The 23601-nt window shown below is 53.2% G+C and carries 17 protein-coding genes; 2 read left to right on the top strand and 15 right to left on the bottom strand.

Annotation, left to right across the window (positions count from 1 at the left end; all coding sequences use genetic code 11):
- Nucleotides 1-62 precede the first annotated feature (62 nt).
- The 12 genes from NZ653_01985 to metG form a co-directional block, all read right to left on the bottom strand.
- Nucleotides 63-1199, bottom strand: coding sequence for a 2-oxo acid dehydrogenase subunit E2 (locus NZ653_01985; GenBank protein ID MCS7285901.1), 1137 nt, complete (start codon nt 1197-1199; stop codon nt 63-65).
- A 1-nt stretch (nt 1200) separates the two neighbouring features.
- Nucleotides 1201-1566, bottom strand: a complete 366-nt coding sequence (locus NZ653_01980; protein ID MCS7285900.1) for a Lin0512 family protein — start codon at nt 1564-1566, stop codon at nt 1201-1203.
- Nucleotides 1557-2558, bottom strand: coding sequence for an NAD(+)/NADH kinase (locus tag NZ653_01975; protein ID MCS7285899.1), 1002 nt, complete (start codon nt 2556-2558; stop codon nt 1557-1559). The genes NZ653_01980 and NZ653_01975 overlap by 10 nt, the downstream gene beginning before the upstream one ends.
- A 9-nt stretch (nt 2559-2567) precedes the next feature.
- The gene (locus tag NZ653_01970; protein MCS7285898.1) at nt 2568-3866 is read right to left on the bottom strand and encodes an acetamidase/formamidase family protein; all 1299 of its coding nucleotides are present in this window, start codon (nt 3864-3866) and stop codon (nt 2568-2570) included.
- A 74-nt stretch (nt 3867-3940) separates the two neighbouring features.
- Nucleotides 3941-4948, bottom strand: a complete 1008-nt coding sequence (locus NZ653_01965; GenBank protein ID MCS7285897.1) for an alpha-ketoacid dehydrogenase subunit beta — start codon at nt 4946-4948, stop codon at nt 3941-3943.
- Nucleotides 4949-4963: 15 nt separating this feature from the next.
- Nucleotides 4964-5950, bottom strand: a complete 987-nt coding sequence (locus NZ653_01960; GenBank protein MCS7285896.1) for a thiamine pyrophosphate-dependent dehydrogenase E1 component subunit alpha — start codon at nt 5948-5950, stop codon at nt 4964-4966.
- A gap of 57 nt (nt 5951-6007) precedes the next feature.
- Nucleotides 6008-6985, bottom strand: coding sequence for an alpha-ketoacid dehydrogenase subunit beta (locus NZ653_01955; GenBank protein ID MCS7285895.1), 978 nt, complete (start codon nt 6983-6985; stop codon nt 6008-6010).
- 12 nt (nt 6986-6997) lie between these two features.
- The gene (gene pdhA / locus NZ653_01950) at nt 6998-7960 is read right to left on the bottom strand and encodes a pyruvate dehydrogenase (acetyl-transferring) E1 component subunit alpha (GenBank protein ID MCS7285894.1); all 963 of its coding nucleotides are present in this window, start codon (nt 7958-7960) and stop codon (nt 6998-7000) included.
- Nucleotides 7961-8331: 371 nt separating this feature from the next.
- The gene (locus NZ653_01945) at nt 8332-10596 is read right to left on the bottom strand and encodes a hypothetical protein (protein MCS7285893.1); all 2265 of its coding nucleotides are present in this window, start codon (nt 10594-10596) and stop codon (nt 8332-8334) included.
- Complete coding sequence (locus NZ653_01940) at nt 10593-11429, bottom strand: sortase (GenBank protein ID MCS7285892.1); 837 nt, start codon at nt 11427-11429, stop codon at nt 10593-10595. The genes NZ653_01945 and NZ653_01940 overlap by 4 nt, the downstream gene beginning before the upstream one ends.
- A 20-nt stretch (nt 11430-11449) precedes the next feature.
- Nucleotides 11450-12904, bottom strand: a complete 1455-nt coding sequence (locus NZ653_01935) for a glycosyltransferase family 39 protein (protein MCS7285891.1) — start codon at nt 12902-12904, stop codon at nt 11450-11452.
- Complete coding sequence (gene metG, locus NZ653_01930; protein ID MCS7285890.1) at nt 12891-14654, bottom strand: methionine--tRNA ligase; 1764 nt, start codon at nt 14652-14654, stop codon at nt 12891-12893. Before metG ends, NZ653_01935 begins: the two co-directional genes overlap by 14 nt.
- A gap of 158 nt (nt 14655-14812) precedes the next feature.
- On the opposite strand from metG, the gene lon reads away from it, so the two are divergent.
- Nucleotides 14813-17221: an endopeptidase La gene (lon, locus tag NZ653_01925; protein ID MCS7285889.1), complete on the top strand. Its 2409-nt coding sequence runs from the start codon at nt 14813-14815 to the stop codon at nt 17219-17221.
- Nucleotides 17222-17224: 3 nt separating this feature from the next.
- Nucleotides 17225-18421, top strand: a complete 1197-nt coding sequence (locus NZ653_01920; GenBank protein ID MCS7285888.1) for an MFS transporter — start codon at nt 17225-17227, stop codon at nt 18419-18421.
- On the opposite strand, the gene NZ653_01915 is transcribed toward NZ653_01920, so the two are convergent.
- The 3 genes from NZ653_01915 to NZ653_01905 form a co-directional block, all read right to left on the bottom strand.
- Nucleotides 18392-20749, bottom strand: a complete 2358-nt coding sequence (locus tag NZ653_01915; protein ID MCS7285887.1) for a hypothetical protein — start codon at nt 20747-20749, stop codon at nt 18392-18394. The genes NZ653_01920 and NZ653_01915 overlap by 30 nt on opposite strands.
- A gap of 379 nt (nt 20750-21128) precedes the next feature.
- On the bottom strand, nt 21129-22313 hold the full coding sequence (locus tag NZ653_01910) for a YgeY family selenium metabolism-linked hydrolase (GenBank protein MCS7285886.1): 1185 nt from the start codon (nt 22311-22313) through the stop codon (nt 21129-21131).
- A 10-nt stretch (nt 22314-22323) separates the two neighbouring features.
- Nucleotides 22324-23601: undecaprenyl-phosphate glucose phosphotransferase (locus tag NZ653_01905; protein MCS7285885.1), on the bottom strand; the 1278-nt coding region annotated here is incomplete at its 5' end.

Below are 23601 nucleotides of genomic sequence, written 5' to 3'. Positions count from 1 at the left end.
AAAAATTCTTGAACCCCATACCCATTACCGCGAGGTTCGCCACGGTTTGGGTGGACCGTTGGCTAAAGCAGAAGGCGGTAAGGGTTTTCCAGAAGTTCTTTAACTGTGCGCAGGAACTCGGCTGCGGGCGCACCATCTACAATGCGATGGTCAAAAGTTAAGCTCAGGTGCATCATAGCCCTGGAGACGATTTGCCCCTGATAGCAGGCAGGCTTCTCCACAATCCTGCCCACTCCAAGGATGGCCACCTCAGGCGGGTTGATGATGGGGGTGAAGATGTCCACTCCATACATTCCAAGGTTTGTCACTGTAAAGGTGCTTCCGGTGACTTCATCAACGGTAAGGGTGCCAGCCCTGGCCCCTTCAGCAAGCCTGCGGGTTTCGGAAGCTATCTCTTTAAGGGACTTTTTGTCAGCATCCCTCACCACCGGAACTATGAGCCCACCTTCCAGGGCTACAGCTACCCCTATGTGGATTTCCTCCAGCAGGTGGATTTCTTCCCCTATCAAAGCAGAGTTGAGAAGCGGATGTTTCTTGAGGGCCATGGCTGCCGCTTTGACCACCATATCGGTATATGTGAGTTCAAATTCGCCTTTTAGCTGCTCCCTCATCCGGACCAGTTCGGTGGCATCAATTTCAGCTGTTATGGTGACCTGGGCCATGGTCTGGAGGCTCTGGGTCATCCTTTCGGCTATGGCCTGGCGCATCCCAATGAAGGGGATGACTTTAGCAGGCGGACGAGGGGGAGGTGGCGGCGCCTTGCGGGCCTCTATGAAGGCCATAACGTCCTTTTCAGTGATACGACCTCCAGGTCCAGTGCCAGTGACCTGGGCAAGATCAATGCCGTGCTCTTTTGCCAGTCTCTTGGCTGCCGGAGTGGCAAGGATTTCCTTCGGCGGCGGGGCGGGAGCTTCAGCCACGGGAGGAGCTGCAGGGACTTTCTCCAGCTCCGGTATCACCTCGCCAGGTTCTGCTATGTAAGCTATGACCTCTCCGACCGGTTTCACTTCTTTTTCTGCAGCGGCATGGCGCAGGATCCCCGAAGCGGGAGCTTCTACTTCATAGGTGATTTTTTTGCTCATCACTACAGCGATGCGTTCTCCCTTTTCCACCCTGGCCCCATCAGGCTTGAGCCATTTGACTACGGTGCCTTCAGTCATGGCCATCCCGAGTTTGGGCATGATAACCTTTACTGCCATCCTATCCCTCCTTTACCCAGACAGTCACGGCCGCATTGGCCACCAGGATTTCGTCGGATTTGTCCCCAAGCTCTGGCTGGTATATCCCTCTGGCAATCATCCCCCCTTCCCGGACTTCAATCCTCTTCTGGCCAAAGGGGATTGCTTCCAACACTTCTTCAGCCCTGACCTTCTCAGGGTAAGGGCAGGCCACAAGGACTTCCACTTCCACCTGGTTCAGATCCCTGAGGCCAAGTATCTCTACAAGGCCGCACAGGCAACTTCGGGATATGGCATCGACCACGGCTTTGCGGGCGGCCCTGGTGGGGTCCTGCCCGTGCTGATCAATGCCCTGGCCTATTTCCACAATGAACTTTTTCAGGGCCATGCTTTTCCTCCAGTGAAAAAGCCATTCCTGGCTGCTTCCTCCAGAGCCAGTGGTATATCCACCACCTTAGGTCCGTTACCCGTAAGACGAACCCACAGGCTGGCATTGCGTCCTACCTCCACTTCCCTTTCCCCATCCAGCGCCAGGATGGAAGGCTTCCAGCGGATTTCCACAGCTTCCCCAAGGCTTAGGAGAGCGCAGCTTTCTACCTGGACTTCCTCTATCAACCCCGGGGCAATAGGGGCGAGAACCCTTCGCCCTGGCCCTAATTTTATATACACGCCATGCCCCTCGTCCAGAGCATTGGGGTAAAGGCAGCCTCCTACGGAAGAGAGGCCTATGTTCCCCGGGGAGGCCCTGGCCAGGATTATCTCCCGCACTTTGGACATATCCCAGATGGCCCGGGAGGCAATGAAAACATCATCGTAAACCACGACATCCACAAGGGCTATGTCCACGAGCTTTCCGTCTTCTCCCTCTATCTCCAGCCTCTTGGAGGGCCTGACCACTTTTTCGGGCTCCACAGCGCCCACAGCCACAACTCCCGCTGCCAGCCCCGCTATGGTCCCTTCCACCATAAAGGGAAAGACATTGTTAGTTCCAGTGGAGATGGGGACGATGGGAACATCTCCGCAGGTTTTGGCCACAGCTCTGTTGGTGCCATCGCCTCCCAGGGTTACGATGCATTTTGCTCCGGCTTCAGCCATGAGGGAAGCTGCCAGGATGGAGTCCCTTTGATCGGCGTATACTGGCATGTCCAGGGGACATACTTCCATAGAAAGCTTTACTGCATTGAGGGCTTTGGGCACAATTCCAAAGTAATCGGGCATGTAGAGGACTTTTTCCACCCCAGCAGCTTCCAAGCCCAGAAGGACCCTTCGGACTATGTTCACTTTTTCCTGGTTATCAAAAACGGAACCGTAAGCTACAAGCCTTCTTATGTCTTTCCCTGAAGCCGGGTTGGCGATGATGCCTACAATTGTTTCCGACAAAACCCCTCCTTAGGTTGAATAATGTTCTTTGACAATATCAGCCAATCCGACGGCGGCCAGCTTGCTTTCAGGGACAAGCATCGTTACGGTTACCACGCCCGGTAGCCTTCCTATCTCCACGGCTCCGGAAATGGTAACACGGTTCATCACTTCTTCTTTGGACATGTTAAAGAGCTTGGCCAGCCGGTTTATAGCATTTTCGGTAGCTTCATTGAGGTTAGGGCCAGAGCCCACCATCTGGATGGGCCAGGCCTCTTCAATTTCTTTCTGGCCGAATTTCTCCGCCAGTGCCTTCGCCGCCTCCTTTTCTGCTCTGGTGAGAGGGCGAGCCAGAGGTGGAAGGTCCTCCACAGGCGGAAGCAATATCGGCCCTTCAATGCCTAGCCCTTTTATCACTTTTACTTCCAGCGTTACTTCAGCGGAAACGTCAGTAGTATGCCCAGCCAGTTCTCCATCCCCCTGCATGGCGTGGACATCGCCCAGGTAGATCCCGCCCCCGGGAACTTTAACCGGGCAAATCAAGATGGCTCCCTCCCGAACGGAGTCTATGTCCATGTGCCCATCAGTGCGAGCATCTTCCAGTTGTTCCCGGGTAAGATTATACTGATGCGGAGCTCCCACGAGAAATTGACCGAAATCTCCAGCGTTATGAGAGTCGGGCATGTCTACTTTGGGAGTGGTGCCGAGGTTGCCTATGAAGGGGCGGATTCGAGTTGCAACTCCCGGCATATGGGCAGGATAGAAAGCCAGAATCGGATGCTGGGCTGAATGTTCGGGCAAAGCCATCATCTTAGCCGCATCCTTAGCTAGAGATTCCGCGACCTCGGGGCTTACTGTGAGGGCTATGCCCTTCTCCTGGTCCAGGACCATGGTATATCCGTGAACTACCCTGAAGGGACTCACCTCAGCCCCGCAGTTAGCACACCTCACGGCTTCCTGCCCGATGCCCTCAAGGCGAGTGGGTGGGTTCTCTGCGCCACAGTTGGGGCAATACCTCGCAACGAAGGGATCGCCTCTGTATCGTCCTTCCATTATGCTCATGACCCCTGAGGAGGTGGCCATAGAGGTGATTTTTATTTTCTTGATGCGGATAAGGATAGCATCTCCTGGCTCTGCCCCTTCCACAGCCACCGGCGTGGTAACTTCATGTCCGCCTTTGAAAGAGGGCGTGATCATGGGGCCCCAGCAGCCAGGAGCAGTTTCGGCTATTATAGTCCCACCATCTTCCACAGGGCCCAACATCGGGATACTGGGGCCTATAAGGCCTCCTGTGAAAGTGTTTACTTTGACAACTTTCTGGGCAGCCATGTTCCCTCCTTCCCGATTAAAAGGGGCCTCCCCAGCCCCCGTCCAGGGCAGAGGAGACCCCAAATTGGTTTTCTTCAGCTTACAAGTTCCTTTATTGCCTCCGCAATACGGTCAGCGGAGGGAATTACGAAATCTTCAAGGGTGTTGGAATAAGGAATAGGGACATCCGGAACAGCCAGGCGCTTAGGAGGAGCATCCAGGTATTCAAGGGCATTCTCAGCCACTATAGCCACTATCTCCCCGCTCATCCCGTAACTCAGGTAATCTTCATCCACCACCAGGAGGCGATGGGTCTTCTTGACGGAATTGATGATGGCTTCTCTGTCCAGAGGCACAAGGGTGCGCAGGTCTATTACTTCCACGCTTATGCCTTCCTTCTCCAGCTTCTGAGCGGCTTCCAGGGCCCTGTGAACCATCATAGCTACCGCCACGACCGTCACATCTTTCCCTTCCCGCTTGATATCAGCCACACCGAAGGGGATGGTGTAGGGCTCTTCCGGGACAGGAGCCCAGGTGGCTTCTATGATGGTCATCCAGGGAAGACCCATCAGGCCCTTGTGAAAGAAATACATCACTGGGTTATCGTCCCGGATGGCCTGGATCATCAGGCCTTTAGCATCGTATGGGGTGGATGGGATCACAATCTTGAGGCCGGGGAGGTGGGCAAAGAGGCCGTAAAGGCACTGGGAGTGCTGAGCAGCGTCGTTGTACCCTCCCCCTATGGCTGTCATGAGCACCACCGGGACCTTGAGCTGACCCCCGGACATATACTGAATTTTGGACATATGGTTGAGGATCTGGTCAAAGCATGCCCCGGTGAAGTCCACGAACATCACCTCTACAATGGGGCGCATCCCTTCCAGGGCGGCTCCCACCGCTGCTCCCACAAAGCCCATTTCCGAAATGGGAGTGTCTCTAACCCTCTCATCGCCGAATTTCTTCCAGAGCCCGGTGGTGGCGCCGAAGATACCCCCGTAGAACCCCACATCTTCTCCCATCACAAAGACGCGGGGATCCCTCTCCATCTCCTGAGCGATGGCTTCGGCTATAGCCTCATACATTGAAATGATTCGCTCGGCCATTTTTACCCCTCCTCATCAAAGAAAAACATGCTTAAGGGCCTCTTCTGGCTCAGGCCAGGGGCTCTCGCGGGCAAACTTCTCGGCTTCTGCCACCAGAGCAGCCACCTCTTCCTGGATTTTATTGGCCTCCTCTTCCGTGAGGATACCCTCCCTTATGAGTTTGGCCCTGAAGTTGGGGATTGGGTCCTTCTTGCGCCACTCCTCCTCTTCGCCTTCCGGCTTGTAGAGCTGGGGATCGCCTTCAAAGTGACCGCGGTAGCGGTAGCAGAGGCACTCAATAAGGGATGGCCCCTCACCCCTCCTGGCCCGGGCAATGGCTTCGCCAGCCGCCTCGTAAACAGCCATCACATCCATGCCGTCCACAAGAACACCCGGGATACCATAGGCAGCGGCGCGCTCAGCGTTGGACTTTACTGCCGTGGATTTGCTCTTCGGAACGGAAATGGCATAGAGGTTATCTTCCACCACGATCACCACCGGGAGCTTCCATATGGCGGCCAGGTTCAGGGATTCATGGAAAGCTCCGATGTTAGCAGCTCCGTCGCCTATGAAGCTAACGGCCACGTTGTCTTTGCCCTGCATCTTGAAAGCCAGCGCCGCTCCAACAGCATGGGGTATCCCCGCACCGATAATGCCGCCGCACCCGAAGTGGAGGCCCGCATCAAAAAGGTGCATGTGGCCTCCCTTGCCCTGGCAGAGCCCGGTTTTTTTACCGAAAAGCTCGGCCATGAGCTTCTTGAGGTCTCCTCCCTTGGCTATGTAATGGCCATGGGAGCGGTGGGTTCCAGCCACCATGTCATCGGGCCTGAGGTGAGCGCAGACTCCGGTAGCTACTGCTTCCTCGCCAATGTAAAGGTGCATCTCACCGGGGATAGGGTCGGCCGCAATGTTGAAAACGGGGGACTTGCCCTCCCAGTAGATTTCAGCCACCCTTTCCTCAAAGAGGCGAATCTTGAGCATGGTGCGGTAAAGTTCTACGAGCTTTTCCCTTTCCACGGGCATGGTTTATCCCTCCGCAAAAATTAGGGGGAGGGCCTGAAAGACCCTCCCCCAGCGCTTTCATTTCCCCAGGACCTCTCTAACAGCTGAGATGATGTTGTCTTTGCTCGGAATGTAAGCGCTTTCCAGAACGGGGCTGAAGGGAACAGGGGTGAAGGGTGCTGCTACTCTCTTGATAGGAGCATCAAGGTAATCAAAAGCCTCCTCAGCTACCATAGCAGCGATCTCAGCCCCGGGCCCTGCCTGCTTCACCGCTTCATGAACGACTACCAGGCGGTGGGTTTTCTTAACGGAGTTTATTATGGTTTCTTTGTCAAGAGGGGAAAGGGTGCGGGGGTCCACCACTTCCACTTCTATTCCCTCCTTTGCCAATTCATCGGCAGCTTCAAGGGCTTTGTGGACCATAGCCATGGTGGCCACCACTGTCACATCTTTCCCTTCCCTCTTTATATCAGCCACGCCCAGGGGTATGGTGTAGGGCTCCTCCGGAACATCGCCCTCGAGACCGTAGAGCATTTTGTGCTCAATGAAGAAGACAGGGTTATCGTCCCTTATAGAGGAAATAAGGAGGCCTTTGGCATCGTAAGGGGTGGAGGGAGCCACGACTTTGAGGCCGGGTATGTGCATGAACCAGGCTTCAAGGCTCTGGGAGTGCTGGGCGGCAGCGCACATCCCTGCTCCACAGGTGGTCCGAACCACTATAGGGAGCTTGGCCTTTCCGCCGAACATATACTTCATCTTGGCTGCCTGGTTGAAAAGCTGATCCAGAGCTACACCGATGAAGTCTATGAACATTATTTCCACCACAGGGCGCAGCCCTGCCGCTGCAGCTCCCACCGCCGAGCCTATGATGGCACTTTCGGTGATGGGGGTATCCCTCACCCTCTCCTCCCCGAACTCTTCCAGGAGGCCGGCCGTAACTCCGAAGATTCCCCCGTATTTACCCACGTCTTCTCCAGCCACGTAAATGGTGGGATCGCGCCTCATTTCCTGCCTGAGGGCTTCGTTCAAAGCCTGAGCGAAGGTAAGCTTCCTCATCTTGGCCTCCTTTCATTCGGTATAAACGTCCTGAAAGACTTCGGCCGGCTCAGGATAGGGGCTCTCTTCGGCGAAGCGGACGGCTTCTTCAACCTTGGCTTTGATCTCTTCCTGGATTCTGCTTATGTCCTCAGGCGTCAGGACCCCCATCTCCAGGAGCTTGGCCTCAAAGCGGGTTATGGGGTCTTTCTTCATCCACTCTTCGGCCTCTTCCCTGGTCCTGTAAACCATGGGGTCGCCCTCAAAGTGGCCACGGTAGCGGTAAGTTTTGCACTCAATGAGGGTGGGACCCTCCCCGGCCCTTGCCCTTTTAACTGCTGCTTCGGCCGCTTCGTAGACGGCGATAACATCGTTGCCATCCACCACTACACCGGGAATATCGTAGGCCTTGGCCCTTTCGGCAATGTCGGTGACATGCATGTGTTTGCGCTGGTGGAGGGAAATGGCGTAATAGTTGTTCTCGCACACGAAGATAACGGGCAAGTTCCAGATAGAGGCCATATTGAGGGCTTCGTGGAAGGTGCCTTGGTTAGCAGCCCCATCCCCGAAGAAACAGGCTACGACCCGGTCGGTTCCCAGGTATTTAGCGGCCAGAGCAGCACCGGCGGCTATAGGGAGCCCTCCGCCCACAATTCCGTTGGCTCCCAGGATTCCCAGGTCCAGGTCAGCGATGTGCATGGAACCACCCTTGCCCTTGCAGTAACCGGTCTTCTTCCCAAAAAGCTCAGCCATCATGAATTTGAGATCGCCGCCCTTGGCGATGAGATGGCCGTGCCCGCGGTGGGTGCTGGTAATGTAATCATCATCCCGGAGGTTTGCGCACACACCCACGGCCACAGCTTCTTCTCCAATGTAGAGGTGGACAAAGCCCGGGATTTTGCCGGCAGCAAAAAGCTCACCCACCTTCTCCTCAAAGGCCCGGATGGTGCGCATCTTCTCGTACATCCAGAGAAGCTTTTCCTTTTCAATTGCCATTTTTGACCCCTCCTTTGGGGTTATTTAAGGCCCGGAAAAATTTTTTTCTCCCCGAATTTTTTAGGGGGAAAGAGAGGTAAAAAGAAGCTTCTAAAGAGCCTGAAGGCTCCTGGGGAGCAGCGTAGAATTAACCTTTTAAAGAGCTTTCCTTTATACCCAAAAAATTATACCACAGGAGCGCAAAGAAAGCAAAGAGCGGGAGCTTCCGTGCCAGATTGTACCTAAGCACTGCAACCGGCGTCCGGCGCATTTTTCGCCAGGAAGAGCCTGAAGAATCCCTTGAACAAACATCAGCTGGTAAATTACCCTCTCGCCCGGGGCTTTCGGAATGGTCCTCAAAGGTATCCCCTGGAGCACAATAGCCCTGGCTTTTATGCTTGCTGATTCATTAAACTCCGGCTTAACAGGACTACAGTGAAGCTCACTAACTTTATCACACCCACAAGCCAGCAGCTTCCCACAAGGCCCAGAGAAGGCAGAAGGGTTACCGAGAACAAAATTGACCCCAGAAATGCCCCTGCCAGGTCCATTCCATACATAACACCAGCTGCCTCGCTTAGCCTGTGCCTTTCTGAATAGATCTTGCTGGCCAGAGGGAACTCTATTCCCACCATAAACCCACCCAGAGCATTAAGGGCCAGGAGCAACGGCACGCTGGCTTCCCCTCCCCAACGGTAGATAGCCACCAGGATCAACGGGAAAAAGAACCAAAGAGCTACCAGCCCTCCTTCTACCTCCACCAGCTTGCTCCATTTACCTACTCTTTCAGCCCTCCTGCTCATGAACCATCCCCCAAAGCTCAGGCCAGCCATAAAGGCCGCTACCAGAAGAGCTATTTCACGGTAAACGTAGCCATAGAAAATCTGGAAGGCAAAGATAACCGCAAGGTCGTAACACATGCCACCAAAGCCCGTAGAAGCCACCACCAGCGGAAGAAGAACAGTGGATTTCAACTTCCGCAAGAAGAGGAGGGAGAGAAACACCAAGGCCAAGGGGGTTATAAAAATGACAAAGTGCCAGAACCGCAACCGGAGAAGAGTTTCAAAGTATTTCGCAAAAGCGGGGGAAAACACCTCGTTCCAGTAAGCAAGACCGTGCAAAAGACCCAGGGGCTTCAAGTCAAAGTTCACAGAAGCCTCGCCGCCTTCAAGCTCTCTCCTGAACCATGAAAGTTTACCTGGATCGAAGCGCAACCTCAAATACCTTTCCCCCACCACAGTCCCCTGGAGGGGTCGCTCCTGAGCACGCCTTACGAGCTCCTCTACCCCAATCTTTTCAAAATCAATGCCTTCGGAAGCCAACCACAGATTAACTCCATCGCCAGGGATGGGGAAAACATAAGGGAAGGCCCCCTTCAGAGTGGCATAAAGGGAGAGGTTAAGGTTACGCATGGCCGGGCTCAGATAGGTAAGCGAGCCTGGGGCCATAACCACAAGAACACCTTCTTTCGCTAAAACTTCCCGAACGAGGAGGAAAAACTCATGGGTGTAAAAGCGATTGAGCTGGAGCGTTGAAGGGTATGGTAAGTTGATGATTACAAGGTTATATGGGGGCGAACCCTCAAGGCGGGCCCTTTTCCGAATAAGGAAGCGGCCATCAAGGTAGTGCACTTCCACCGCCGGATTGCCCAGCTCTTCTTCAGTAAGGGGGGTGCGGATAAACCGCAGTGCCCTGAGGAGGAGAGGGTCAAGTTCGGCGTAATCAATCCGTTCCCACGGGTATTTGAGGAGTTCCCGGATCAAGCCACCCGCCCCTCCACTTACGATAAGACATTGCTTCGTCTCCTGAACAAAGAGGAGGGGAAGGTGAGCTAAATCCTGGACAAAGTTCAGATCGGGGAAAGGGGTAGTGACGATGGGAATGCCGTTTGAGAAGAGGGTATACTGCTCCCCCAGGCGGATGACGGTTACATTGCCGTAGACGGAGTTTCCGTAGAAGGCCACCTCGTATCCTTTCCATTGCGTCCCGATGATGATACGCTCTATTGCTGAACCTGGGCCCGGCAACATGAGAGTCAGAGTGGCTAATAAAAAGATTCCAATAACCGCTGAAGCCTTTCTTCCCGCAGTTACGCTCAGAGATAAAGCCGAAATGAGGTTAAGCAACACAAGAAACAGGATTGTCCGAGGAGAAAGGAGACTGGAAAAAAAGGATGTGAAAAGGACTCCTCCTGCTATCCCTCCAATCGCTTCTAGAACGTAAACCTCCCCTACTGCCGGGATCCCCTTCCGTGTGGAATGGGTGAAAGCTTCAGAAGCTGCAGTGAACATGGCTCCGTCAACTATACCGATGGGCAAAAGGATAAGAAAGGAGGTGAGAGACATAACCCCTATACCCAATCCCTGGCCAGGCACAGCTCCAAGCAGGGTTCGCACCGAAAAAGCCAAGACCAGGGAAAGAGGTAAAGCCAGAGCCAGGAAGACCTGAAGGAGAGGGTAAAGGAGCGGAGAACTGAAGCGAAGGATGAAACGGGCCATTATCAGGCTACCAAGCGCTTCCAGGATAAGCCAGCATCCTAAAACGAGGCCAATGGACAGCTCGTTCCCCAGAAAAGCTACCAGCAGTTCCCGGACCATTATGGCCTGGGTAATGGTAAAAGTAAAACCCATGAGCAGGAAAGCTAAGCGGAACCTCACTGAGAAAGCTCTCCCACTATAATCAGGCGGTGGGTGTCAATCCGATAGGGATAACAGGTTATCAGGGTTACAATGGGGGTTGTGGTGGGAGCCATAACGCTGACATCTGTTGGCTCCACTATCTTTTTGGCTTTAACTATGTATCTATAGGGCACTTCTCCGGCATAAACTATTATCTCGTCTCCAAGATCAAGCTTGTGCAGGTCCCTGAATACTTCCCCGAAGATGTCATTGTGGCCGGAAAGCACCATGTTGCCCCTTTCTCCGGGGTTAGCGGAGCCTATGTGGTGTCCGACCCCCCGCTTTAATTCTTCCCAACCGTCTCCTTCCACCACCGGGGCATCAACGCCTATTTTGGGTATAACAATGCGCGTGGGGGCGCCGGGACTGGGAGTGGGGATAACTACAGGTGGAGCTGGCTTAACCATGTCCCTGTAACGGGCAGGCAGGTCTCCCGAAGGCTGAGGTGGCCTCCCCGGCAGGATTACCACGTCAATGATGGGAGTTGGGGTTGGGGGTGGAGCGCCCAGAGCCTGCGCTACTTCCTGGTTCAGGGAATGGATGTTGATGAAAGATATAATAACCACGGCCAGCAGGCCTATCAAGGCGATAATTTCCAGAGAAAGAAGGAGGTTTTCCTGCCAGCGCTTCAGCGCCTTTGGTCTGGGCTGCAGGGAAGTGGCCGCCCCCGCATTCTGTTCGCTTCGGAGCACAAGCCTTCCCTCCAGAGCCAGCCGTTCCCTCTGTCTGGCTCGAGCTTCCATCTTTTTGAGAAGGAGGATGCGCTCCAGCTCTTCTATGGAAAGCTCATCAACGGTCCTTTTATCCCCCATCGCCTCCCTCTTGCCCAGAGTTAATTATACAATCCATGCGAAGGCTTGAGCAAGCGAGGAGCCCAACTTCCCGGCCGTGTTAATATCCTGTAAACTTTAAAGGTTTTGCCATCCGAACGGGAAAATTCCGCTGTCTTTTCCAGAGAATAGTCTGCTTGCTTAAGGGCTTGAAGGACAGGTTCATACTCTTCAAAAGGAGTGAAGGCCAGGAGTTTCTCTTCCGCACCTTGAGTTTCCAGGTCCCTCACCAAGCCTTCGGGAGAAGGATACCAGCGGATTTCCACCCCTGTATTGTGTAAATAGAAGTTAAGATGCCATCCAAGGTAACGGTGGTAGAGGATAGTCATCGGTTTGGCGTTCTCGCGGAGATAGCAGACCAATTCTTCGATCCCATCGTAGAGGCTATAATTGCTTCCAGCGGGAAGACCGTCGGGCCTGAGGGATAAGAGGCTAAAACTCAGAATTAAAGCGATAGCGAAAATTTTCCATCCCGGCTTATTGAGGGCAGTAAGCCCACGTCCCCAGAGGGCAGCGAGGAGTGGTGTTACAGGCAAGACGTATCGGTCCCAGATTTGAAAATTGAAGAGCCAATGCGGCACAAACCAGAACGCCACAAATCCCAGGAGTATCCGGTCAAATTTAGCCCGCAGAGGGTCAGCCCGCCAGGATAGAGCGAGCAGAATGGTAAGGATAGCCGCTGGAAATGGTCCCCCGGCGGTCCAGCTCAAAAGCTCAAGCCACTTTAAAAATCTACAACCAAGTTCCTGCCAGGGGACGAGGCTGAGTCCACCGTAGGTTGTAAAACTGCGGTCCCAAAAGCTGGGGCGGGTTTCCCACCGGAGCGAATCCCACCACCCAACAAGGACAAGAATTATTAGAAAGCCTGAAAGCCAGAAAAAGCGGGGGAAACCCTTCCTCTTGCAGTGGGAAGTGAGGAAGAGAGAGAAAGGGGCCAAGAAAAGGCCCTGCTGTTTAGTTCCTAAGGCCAAGCCTGCCCCGAGGCCCGCCAGGAAGGCTGTGAGAGAAGGCTTTTTATCGTAGCAGGCCATCCACATGGATGCTAAAATCAACATGGAGAGCCAGGGGTCAGTGAGGGCTGTGGGGGAAAAAAGCACCGGTAGGGGGAGGAAAGCGAAAAGGGTTGCGCTGATGGCGGAAACTTTCTCTCCATAGAGAGCTTTCAGCCACGCCCTGAGGAAAGCTACGGAAAGAGTTCCGGCAAAAATTCCTGTGAAACGGGCAGAAAACTCCGAAATGCCGAAAACTTTGAAGGAAAAAGCCAGGAGGTAAAGATACAGCGGTGGCTTGTCCACCCAGGGTGAAAGAAGGAAAGGATCTTCCCATCTGGCTATCAGGGAGGCCCACCAGGAATAAAGGGCTTCATCTGGGTGGAAGGAATGCCACCGGAGGGGAAGAAACCTGAGGGCGAAAGCGGCCAGGATTATAAGCCAGAAGCTCCTTTTAAACCGCTTCACCAGCTAAAGCCAGCATCCTCTTTAACTCTTCTTCGGCTATTTTTTCATCCAGCTTCTTAAAGGGTATGTGTGGTTCCCCGAGGGGCTGGCCAGGCTCCAGTTTCCCGGGTTCCCAGCGAAGTTTAACATTGCTGAAATCGTAGCGGAGGACAAGGTGAGACTTGCGTTCTTCCTGTATGGTTTCAACGTACTGTTTGCCCAGAAGATCATCCTGGTAACCCAGCATCCGGTGTATTTCCTGGCTAGAGAAAGGCAGAAATGGATAGAACATCGTCTTGAGGGAGTCTATCGCCTTGAGGCCTGTATAAATCACCGAAGCGGCGGAAGGTCTGTCCTCTTTCACCAGTTTCCACGGCTCCTTCTCGTTGAGATAGCGGTTTACTAACTGGGCAAGGGTCATAGTTTCGGAGAGAGCCGCCCTGAACCTGCAGGCGTCCAGAAGCTCTCCCACTTTGTGGAAGCCCTGCTCCATAGCCTGAAGTAATTCTTTTTCCCTGGCCCCGAGCTCTCCGGGCTCCGGAACTCTGCCGTCAAAGTAACGGTGGGCAAAGGTTATAAGACGATAGCACAGATTGCCCCAGGTAGCCACAAGTTCATTGTTGTTGCGCCGCAGGAATTCCTCCCAGGTGAAATCAGCATCGCTGGTTTCCGGAGCGTTTATTGTCAAAGCATAACGAAGGGGGTCGGGATCGTAGCGGGAAAGGAAGTCCGGTATTTCAATCACCCACCGGCGGCTCTTGGAAAGTTTCCTTCTTTCTACGTTCAAATATTCGTTCGCCGGGACGTCATAGGGCAGATTGAGGCCGCCATAGCCTATCAACATGCCCGGCCAAATTATAGTGTGGAAGGGGATGTTATCTTTACCGATGAAGTAATAGCTTCGGACCGATGGATCCTGCCACCATTCCCTCCAAGCCTCCGGTCTTCCCACTATGCTTGCCCACTCAATAGTCGCTGCCCAGTAGCCTATTACCGCATCGAACCACACATAAATTCGCTTGTGCTCGTAGCCCTTGACAGGAACCGGTATCCCCCACTCAATATCCCGGGTGATGGGGCGGGGGCGAAGTTCTCCACTTCTCAGAGTTGTGAGAGTAAGGTTGAGGACATTGGGGCGCCAGTGTTCTTTGTCTTCCTCAACCCATTTGAGGAGGGGCTCATTGAGCTTTGGTAGATCCAGGAAGAAATGCTCTGTTTGTCGGACTTCAGGAGTTCCACTGCAGAACTTGCACCTTGGATTTATGAGCTCAATGGCGTCAAGAGTTCGGCCACAAGCATCGCACTGGTCTCCTCTGGCTCCAGGGTAACCGCAGTAGGGGCACGTCCCTTCCACATAGCGATCCGCCAGGAATTTCCGGCAGGAAGGGCAATAGAGGGCCTGCATCCAATCTTTGAAGATGTATCCCTTTTGCAGAAGCTTCAGGAACATTTCCTGAGTTACGCGCCAGTGGTTTTCGGTGTCGGTTTCGGTAAAAATATCAAAGGTTATCCCCAGGCGCTGGAAAGTTTCAATGAAACGGGGATGGTACTTATCCACTACCTCCCTGGGGGTTATTCCTTCCTCCTCGGCTTTGACGGTAATGGGAGTTCCGTGGGTATCGGATCCGGAAACCATAAGGACTTCCCTTCCCTTGAGGCGGTTGTAGCGGGCAAAGATATCGGCAGGGAGGTAAGCCCCGGCGATGTGCCCAACATGCAGGTCCCCATTGCAGTAAGGCCAAGCTACACACACAAGAACTCGCTCCCCCATATCGCCCCTCCTTGGGAAATAGGATAGCATAAAACAGGGTGCAAGTCAATAACATAAGGCCCAGTTCTGGCTTTCCTTCAAGCGGCTTTCAGGCATTTTGACGAGCGCTGGCTTTTAGGTTAAAATTTTTTGGGAATAAAATAAACGGAGGTCCTGGTTTGAGTGCGCCGGAACTTTTAGAGCTGGAAGAATTAGTTTGCCCCGTTGTAGCTATAAGAGACCAGGTCATTTTCCCCAACACCGTAACTCCGGTGTATTTGGGGAGGGACAAGTCCCTCCGGGCGGTGGAAGCAGCTGTTCAGGCTGGTTCCACAATAATTGCTGTTGCCCAGAGGGACCCTAACGTTGATGACCCATCTCCTCAAGACCTCTACGAAATAGGGGTTGAGGTTACCCCAGGCCGCCCCATAAGGTTACCCGATGGGGCTGCCAGTGTAATTTTCCAGGCCCAGAAAAGAGTTCGCCTTCTGGAGTTTATCCAAACTTACCCTTACCTTAAAGCAAGGGCTGTCCCAATCCAGGAAGAACCCGTGGAAAAGGACATCCAGACGGAAGCCCTAATGAGGGCTGTCCTGGCCCTCTTTGAGAAAATTGTCCAGCTGGATGAGGGGATACCGGAAGAATCCTATGTGGCGGCCATGAACATTGATGAGCCAGGCTGGCTTGCCGATATCATCGCCTCTTCGGTAAAGCTGGATAATGCCCGACGCCAGGAGCTTCTGGAGACCTTTAACCCTCTGGAGCGCCTTCAGAAGCTCAGCATCTTCCTCGCCCGGGAACTGGACATCCTGGAGCTGGAAAGCAGGATCAAGATTAAAGTCCAGGAGGAAATGGATAGGGCCCAGAGGGAATATTTCCTCCGCGAGCAGATGAGGATCATCCAGGATGAGCTGGGGGAGCTGGATTCCCAATCCAGACTCATAGCTGAACTGGAAAGTAAAATTGAAAATTCCGATATGCCTCCAGAAGTAAAGGAGAAAGCCCGTAAAGAGCTGGAGAGGCTCGCTTCAATGCCCCCAGCTTCCCCGGAAATCGGGATAATTCAAACCTACCTGGACTGGTTGCTGGAGCTGCCCTGGACCAAGGCTACCGAGGATGAAATTGATCTGGAGAAAGCTGCCCGCATCCTCAATTCCAGACACTACGGGCTGGAAAAGGCTAAGGAACGTATTCTTGAATACATCGCTGTAAAGAAGCTGGCTTCCAACAAGATGCGAAGCCCCATCCTCTGCTTCCTTGGGCCTCCTGGAACCGGCAAGACCTCTATGGGCCGTTCCATAGCTGAAGCTCTGGGGCGCAAGTTTGTAAGGATGTCCCTCGGAGGTGTAAGGGATGAGGCCGAAATCCGGGGGCACCGCCGCACTTACATAGGAGCTATGCCCGGAAGGATAATCCAGACCATGCGCCAGGCTGGAACTATAAACCCTGTCTTTATGCTGGATGAGGTGGACAAGATCGGTCTGGATTTCAGAGGCGACCCGGCTGCTGCCCTGCTGGAAGTCCTGGACCCAGAACAGAACCATGCTTTTTACGATCACTATCTTGAAGTCCCTTACGACCTTTCCAAGGTGCTTTTCATCACCACTGCCAATATTCTGGATACCGTCCCTCCGGCTCTGCGGGACCGGATGGAAGTTATAGAGTTCCCCGGATATGTGGAGGAAGAAAAGGTGCACATAGCCCGCTACTTCCTCATCCCCCGCCAGCTGGAGGAGCATGGCCTGAGCAAAGAACAGATCAAATTTTCGGAAACGGCTCTCCGCCGCATCATCCGGGAATATACCTACGAGGCTGGGGTTCGGAACCTGGAAAGGTGTATAGCTTCTATCTGTCGCAAGCTGGCCCGCAAGGTGGCCGAGGGCAAAAAGATTCCCCTCCACATAACGGCTAATTCTCTCCCCAAATACCTGGGACCACCGCAGTATTCCTACGGGATGGCTGAAGAGAAGGATGAAGTGGGGGTGGCCACAGGAATCGCCTGGACAGAGGCGGGTGGTGATATCATGCCCGTGGAAGTAACCCTTATGGAGGGTAAGGGTACCCTCATCCTCACCGGTCAGCTCGGAGAGGTAATGCAAGAATCAGCTCAAGCGGCCCTCTCCTATGCGCGCTCTAAAGCTCGGGAGCTGGGCATTCCTAACTGGAATTTTGACCGCCTGGACATCCACATCCACGTGCCCGAGGGCGCTATCCCCAAGGATGGGCCATCGGCCGGGGTGACTATTGCCACCGCTCTCATCTCCGCCCTCTCCAACAGGCCAGTCCACAAAGATGTAGCAATGACGGGTGAGATAACCTTGAGGGGGAGGATTCTGCCCATAGGAGGGGTAAAGGAGAAAGTTCTGGCTGCCCATCGTGCCGGCGTTAAGACCATTGTCCTGCCCAAGAAAAACAAGAAGGATCTGGTGGAGATACCTCCCAAGATCCGTAGGCAACTTAAATTCATCTTCGTGGAAAGGATGGAAGAGGTACTCCCGGTGGCCCTGGCTTCGGAACCAATAGCCCCTCCACCCATCCTCCAGAATCAAGAGGGTAAGAAACGCCGCCTGAAAGGAAAAGGAAAATAATCAGTGGGCTTTTTAGAGGCTTTCAAGATAAGGGATTTCAGAATCCTCTGGATCGGGCAATTTATCTCCCAGATCGGGGATTCTTTAGCCCTTATAGCCGCTCTGGTGGTAATTCAGAAGCTTTCAGGTTCTACCCTGTGGCTTGGTTTTACAGCCATGGCCATAGCCTTTCCCCCACTCCTCCTGGGCCTTGTGGGAGGAGTGATGGCGGACCGCTTTGACCGCAAGAAGGTTATGATAATTTCGGACATTCTGAGAGGAATAGCCATCCTCTTTTTGATCGGGGCAAGGAGTCCTCAACAGCTTTACCTTTTTCCCCTGGTGGGCTGTTTCATGTCTATCGCTGGAGTTTTCTTTGGCCCAGCTCGCAATGCCGTTATCCCCAGCATTGTTTCCAGAGAGATGCTCCTCACCGCTAATGGGCTTCTCCAAGCCAGCCAGATGCTGGCAATCATTGTGGGCTCTTCCCTGGCAAGCTTGATCATCGCTACCCTGGGACCGGCTTCCGCATTCATTCTGGATAGCCTCACGTTTTTCCTTTCCGCCTGGCTCATCTTCACCCTTAAAATCCCTCCAGTAAATAACTCTACCCCCAGAGAGGGCATAATATGGCCCCAGCTCAAAGAGGGGCTTGGTTACATAAAGAAGAAAAGGCCTATACTGATAATCATGGTGGCAGCTTCGGTGGCAACTCTCAGCCTGGGAAGCATCGCTGTCCTGGGAGTGGCGTATGTGGAAAAATACCTGGGGGTGAGTGCGGAAAGCTTCGGATTTCTCAACTCCATTCAGGGGGTTGGAATGGTGATAGGAGGACTTTCCCTGGGCTTCTTCTCCCGCTTTGCTTCTCCCCACTATCTGGCAGGGACAGCCATGATAGCCCTGGGAGCGGCTATTATTTCCTTTGCTTTCTCTTCCCGCTTTGAAATGGCTTTAATTCTGGCCACTCTAATAGGAGTATGTGTGGTGGTTGCCAGGGCAACTCTGGCCGCCCTCCTCCAAGCGACAGTCCCGAATGAGAAGAGGGGAAGGGTAGAAAGCACCGTTAATACCTCCATAAGCTTCTCAACTACCTTAGCCATGGGCCTTTCAGGACTCCTGGGAGCTGCTATGGATGTTAGGACGGTCTTTATTCTGGCGGCTCTGGGGGTAATCTCAGCAGGGATTTTGACTTTAACGGCTCTTAAGGAGTCTCTGAGCTAAAAGGGCCACCAGGTAAGCCAAGCTTCCTGCCGTAAGCACCCATCGGAAGCCAAAAGAGAGCGCCAGCATTGCCGCCACAATTGAACCTATAACTGAGAGGCATCCATTGACTCCCCAGGCCCAGGGCACAAGGTGAGGCCAGCGTTTGCCCAACTCCCCTACCCCTCTAGGGAAAGGTATGCCCATGAAGAAACCGAGGGGCGATAGAATCAGACCTGCCAGGAGAAGCCTCAGAGGCAGAGGCAATCCTATAAGATTGGGGAGCACTTTTGCAAGCCCCCAGGGATAGATAAAGGCCAGGATTGAGACCGTCAAGAGGGATAAACCCCACGGCGCTTTCCTCGAAAGGAGGCTTCCCGCTCCCGATGAAACCAGGAGAGAAGCAATTACTATAGAGAAGGCATAAACGGGGCGGTCCAAAAAAAGTATAAATTTCTGAATCAACGGCACCTCCACCAGGATGTAACCCAACCCCAGGGACCCGAAATAGGAAAAGACCCCAGCCCATATTTGAGGCGGGATTTTACCCGGTAGAGGAGCCAGTCTCAGGGGGAAAATTATCAGGGAAAACGCCGCCAGAGTTGCCACCCCCAGAAGGATCAGGAGAACCAGATAGCCACTCCCCCCAAAAGGCATCCAGACCTTGCCCATCATTCTGAGGATATAAGGGATTTGAACCCACCGGAAGAAATGGAAAAAGAAAGGGCGGTCGTCGGTGGGAGGTGAAATTTCAAAGGGATAGGCCTTGATGAAGGCTTCCCCCTTCTGCATTAGCTCAGTAAAAGCCCGATAGTGGTAGGGTTCAGGAAGCACATTGTAGATGTTGGTTTCTTCTTCCTCTACCCCCTGGTAATAGACCAGATCAAACCTGCCCTGACAGAAGGCTTTGACCTGTTCAATTTCCTCCGGTGTAAAAGGCCTTTTGCTGACAAGGATCAAAACCGTTGACCAGCTCCTCAAGGCTACCAAATGGGATGCAGGGTCTTCTATGCCGGCTCTCTCCAGGGCTTTAACGGCCAGTGCTGCAACCTTCAAGCACTCGCTGGGAGGGACCTGAAGCCATCGGTGGATCACCAGAATGCCCGTGTCTGTAAGGTGATCGAGGTAATCTTCAAAAGCTTCCAGGGTGTAAATGTAGCTTTCCGAAAGGCTGAAAGCCCCCGAGGTTATCACCCTGCGGCTATCAGCCAGGCTCAGGATTATAAGGTCAAATTTTTCCTCAGTGCCTTTGAGGAAACTCCTCCCCTCTACGCTTACAACTTTAACTGAAGGGTGAGAATAAATCCTTCCCGAAAAGTCTCCAAGGAGCTCCTGAACAGCCCATATCACCAGGGGATTCCCTTCCACCGCTGTAATGTGAGAGGCTCCCTTTTTGAGGGCCGTAAGAACTTCAAATCCACCCCTTGATTCCAGAACAAGGACTTTGGACCGAGGCCGAAGGATGTGGGGCAAAGCCGAAGGGGTATGCTCCAGAAAGTTCAATTCTGACAGAGCAGTGACGGGGGAGGGGTCGCTCCCGTCAACAAAAATAGCTTTTTGAGGTGGAAGTTTGCCCTGAAATGAAAGGCTTAAGCCTGGGGCCGAATGAAGGGTGGGCATCTCCACAACGTCAACTCTGGAGAAAGCGTTCCAGCGGCGCGCAAGAAGCTGCGTGCCTTTCTGGTTAAGGGCTTGAGATAGCTCTTTGTAAGGTGAAAGTTTAACTTCAAAGAAGGGGGGAGGAGCGATCGCCAGGAGAAAAAGCGCCAATCCTGAGAGGAAAGCGAGAATTTTGCGTCCTTTTCTCAGACCTGTTAACCATCCCGGTATTCCCAGGAGAGCGCAGATTGCTACCGAGCCTTCCCCACCTACCGCTGGCATTGTCACCAGGGGCAACAGGCAACCGAAAGCTGAACCTCCAAGGCTTGCTGCATATAGGGTGGCAGAATATGCAGGAAAAGCTGTTAAGCTGGCTCCCACTAGAAGCCCACTCCAGAAAAAGGGCAGGGATATAGCCAGGAAGTAGGCCAGGAGGTAGAGATACTGGAAGGGGTCCCAGGCGATGCGGTAAGAATCAAAAGGTATAAAATTGGCTGCGAGGTAAGAGAACAGAACACTCAGAGAGAAAGCTAGGCCTGACCAGGGGATAAGTTCCGCCAGGCGCTTCTTAACCGGCCAGGGGGCGACGTGCAGGAAAGAACCGCTGGCGCCTATCCCCAGAAGAGCTAAGCTTATGGCCATGAAGGCGAAATGATACCACTGGGCCAGCGAGAAGATCCTGATCAGGGTTGCTTGAAAAGCTAACGAGCCGGCAGATACAAAGAAAAGAGTTGCGTAAATTTTCCCCATGGCTTTATGCCTCAAGAAAGCTCTCTTTTACCCCTGTAGCAGGGCAGTGAAGCAGGTGGTTGTTCTTCTCTAAGGTTTCTGGGGGCACATCCCCCAGGCCCCCTGCCATGGGGCTTCGCCCCCTGGACCACCCAATTTTCCCCACCCTCGTGGGCCTAAGGTTCGCCACGGTTCAGGGTCCCACTCGTGGGCCTAAGGTTCGCCACGGTTCAGGGTCCCACTCGTGGGCAAAGTGCAAAGGTTGGCTGATCGCTCCCTTTTTAAGGTTTTGGGGGACACCCCCAAGCTCCCGGAATGGGGCTTCGCCCTTCTCCATTTCCAGCCACTGTATGGACGAGGGGTCGCTCAACCCCGCCTGCGGTAAACACGGTAGCAATTGCTAAATCTTCATCACTTCCAGGACCATCTCTGCATATATTTCAGCGGCCACTAAGACGTCCTCTATCCGAACCCGCTCATCAGGAGAGTGAGCCCATTGTTCATCCCCTGGACCGAATCCTATAGTAGGGATACCAGCTTCGCCCATGGTGTAGGCTCCATCGGTAGAGAACTTCCAGCGCCCAATGGCAGGACTGAGACCAAGGACTTTCTCTACAGCCCGGAGGCCTGCCTGTACCAAAGGGTGGGTCTGAGGTATAAGCCAAGCAGGATAATACTCCCGGACTTTCCAGGTATAGCCGGTATAACTACAGGCTTCATATTCGTTTACCGCTATTTCCGCCTCCACCCCTTCTCTTAGGATAATGCTTCGAATTTCAGCCAGAGCTTTAGCCTCCGTTTCGCCCAGAGTGAGCCTCCGGTCTACATAGAAAGAGCACAAGTAAGGGACCGCATTGCGGCTTGGGGATTCGCTCTTTATCCAAGTCACGGCGGCGGAGCCTCTCCCCAAGAAAGCGTCGTTCAGGAAACGGGAGGACATGAGCTCTATCCCAAAGATTATCCTGGCAGCGGAGTAGATAGCATTTTCACCCAATTCAGGAGAAGAAGCATGACAGGCTTTTCCTTTGGTAGTGACGATTATTCCCATACGCCCTCTATGCCCCTGGATTATCCGCAGGGAAGAAGGCTCACCAATTATAGCGTAATCGGGTTTGATCCCCTCTTCTTCTAGGAAAATCTTAAGGGCTGTGCCTTCAGAAGGCTCCTCTTGAACTACTCCTGCAAAGTATACGGTGCCGGGGATTTCAACACCTGCCTTTAGGAGAGCCCCCAGGCCGTAGACCATGGAGGCCAATCCCCCCTTCATATCAGCAGCTCCAAGCCCATAGAGGAAACCTCCCTCTATTTCTCCTCCGTAAGGAGCATGAGTCCAGCGGGAAAGATCCCCGACCTCTACAGTATCCATATGTCCATCCAGCAAGAGGATAGGCCTCTTCCCCGAGCCAATCTTGCCTATTACATTGCCCACCTTATCTATCCTTACCTCGGGGAAACCGAGATTTTCCATCTCCTCAGCTATCCTCCGAGCCAGGGGACCCTCCTGGCCGGAAGGGCTTGGGATCATTACTAACTCTTGAAGGAATTTCGTTAAAGCCTTTTGGTCTGAAGGCGAAAGCCAGGGCATTTTACCTCCTTCAGTAAGCTCCTTCACTGATGATAACTTTGGGTATGGTGCGAAGGAGAATTTTAAGGTCCAGGAGGGGAGACCAATTTTCAATATAATAAAGGTCCAGGAGAACCATCTCATCAAAGGACAGGAGGCTCCTTCCGCTTACTTGCCACAGCCCTGTCATCCCCGGGGAAACAGCAAGGCGCCTTTTGTGCCACTCCTTATATTGAGCTACCTCCGAAGGAAGAGGTGGCCTTGGTCCCACAACGCTCATCTCCCCTTTCAATACGTTGTAAAGTTGAGGTAATTCGTCCAGACTCAGGCGTCTTATTACCTTTCCCACCCTCGTGCAGCGGGGGTCGTTTTTGATCTTAAATATAGGGCCATCAACCTCGCTCAGTTCTTTTAATTGTTCTTGTTCCTCCTCAGCTCCTCCCCTCATGGACCGGAATTTATACATCACAAACTCTTTCCCCCCTTTCCCAACCCGCACTTGCTTGAACAAAACAGGGCCTGGGGAGTCCAGCTTGATAGCCAGAGCTATAATGAGCATGAGAGGAGTGAACACAACCAGAGCCACTGAAGCTATAACCAGGTCCATCGCCCTTTTAATGAATTGCTCCCAGCGCCTGAATGCTAAGGGCCTCACGCTGATAAGAGGCAGGCCGCTCAGGTCATCCACCTCTATCTGGCTCAGGCTCATCTGAAAAAGGTCAGGGACAATCTTGGCTTTGACGTTGTACCGCTCGCACTGTTCCATAATTCCCAGAATCTTCCGGTGATACATCCATGGTAGCGTTATTATGACCTCGTCTACCCCTTCCTCCTGGATGATCTGGGGTATTTTATCCAGCTCCCCCAGCCCCTTGAAACGCCCTATGTAGCCATGTCCCTTTTCAGGATTATCATCCACAAACCCCACTATTTTGTATCCAAGGTGAGGCTGGGCCAGTATATTGCGCATGACTTTTCGCCCTATGTCCCCTGCCCCCACTATGAGAACCCGAGTGACCCCTATGCCTTTTTTCCGGAGCAGTTTAAGTACAAAGTTCCTAGTAAACCGCATCAGACTCAGAAGCACAACGGTGAAGGCGAAAGCGTAGATGAGAAGGAGGCGGGAATAGAAAAAGGGACGGTAGAAAAAGAAAATAGCCACCAAAATGAGGACACCGGTGGCCGTCCCGGTGAAAATAGTGGTGAGCTCATCGAAAAGGGATTTTTTCCTCTCGTAATCGTAAAGCTTCTGGACGAAGTAAGTGAACATGAGAATAACGGTCAGGATCCATGAGAAGGGCAAGTAGAA

The organism is Anaerolineae bacterium (genome assembly GCA_025062375.1).
In the GTDB taxonomy this organism is placed as follows: Bacteria; Chloroflexota; Anaerolineae; order SpSt-600; family SpSt-600; genus SpSt-600.
The sequence above is the reverse complement of the archived record's forward strand: the minus strand, read 5'-3'. Positions and strand labels throughout refer to the sequence as shown.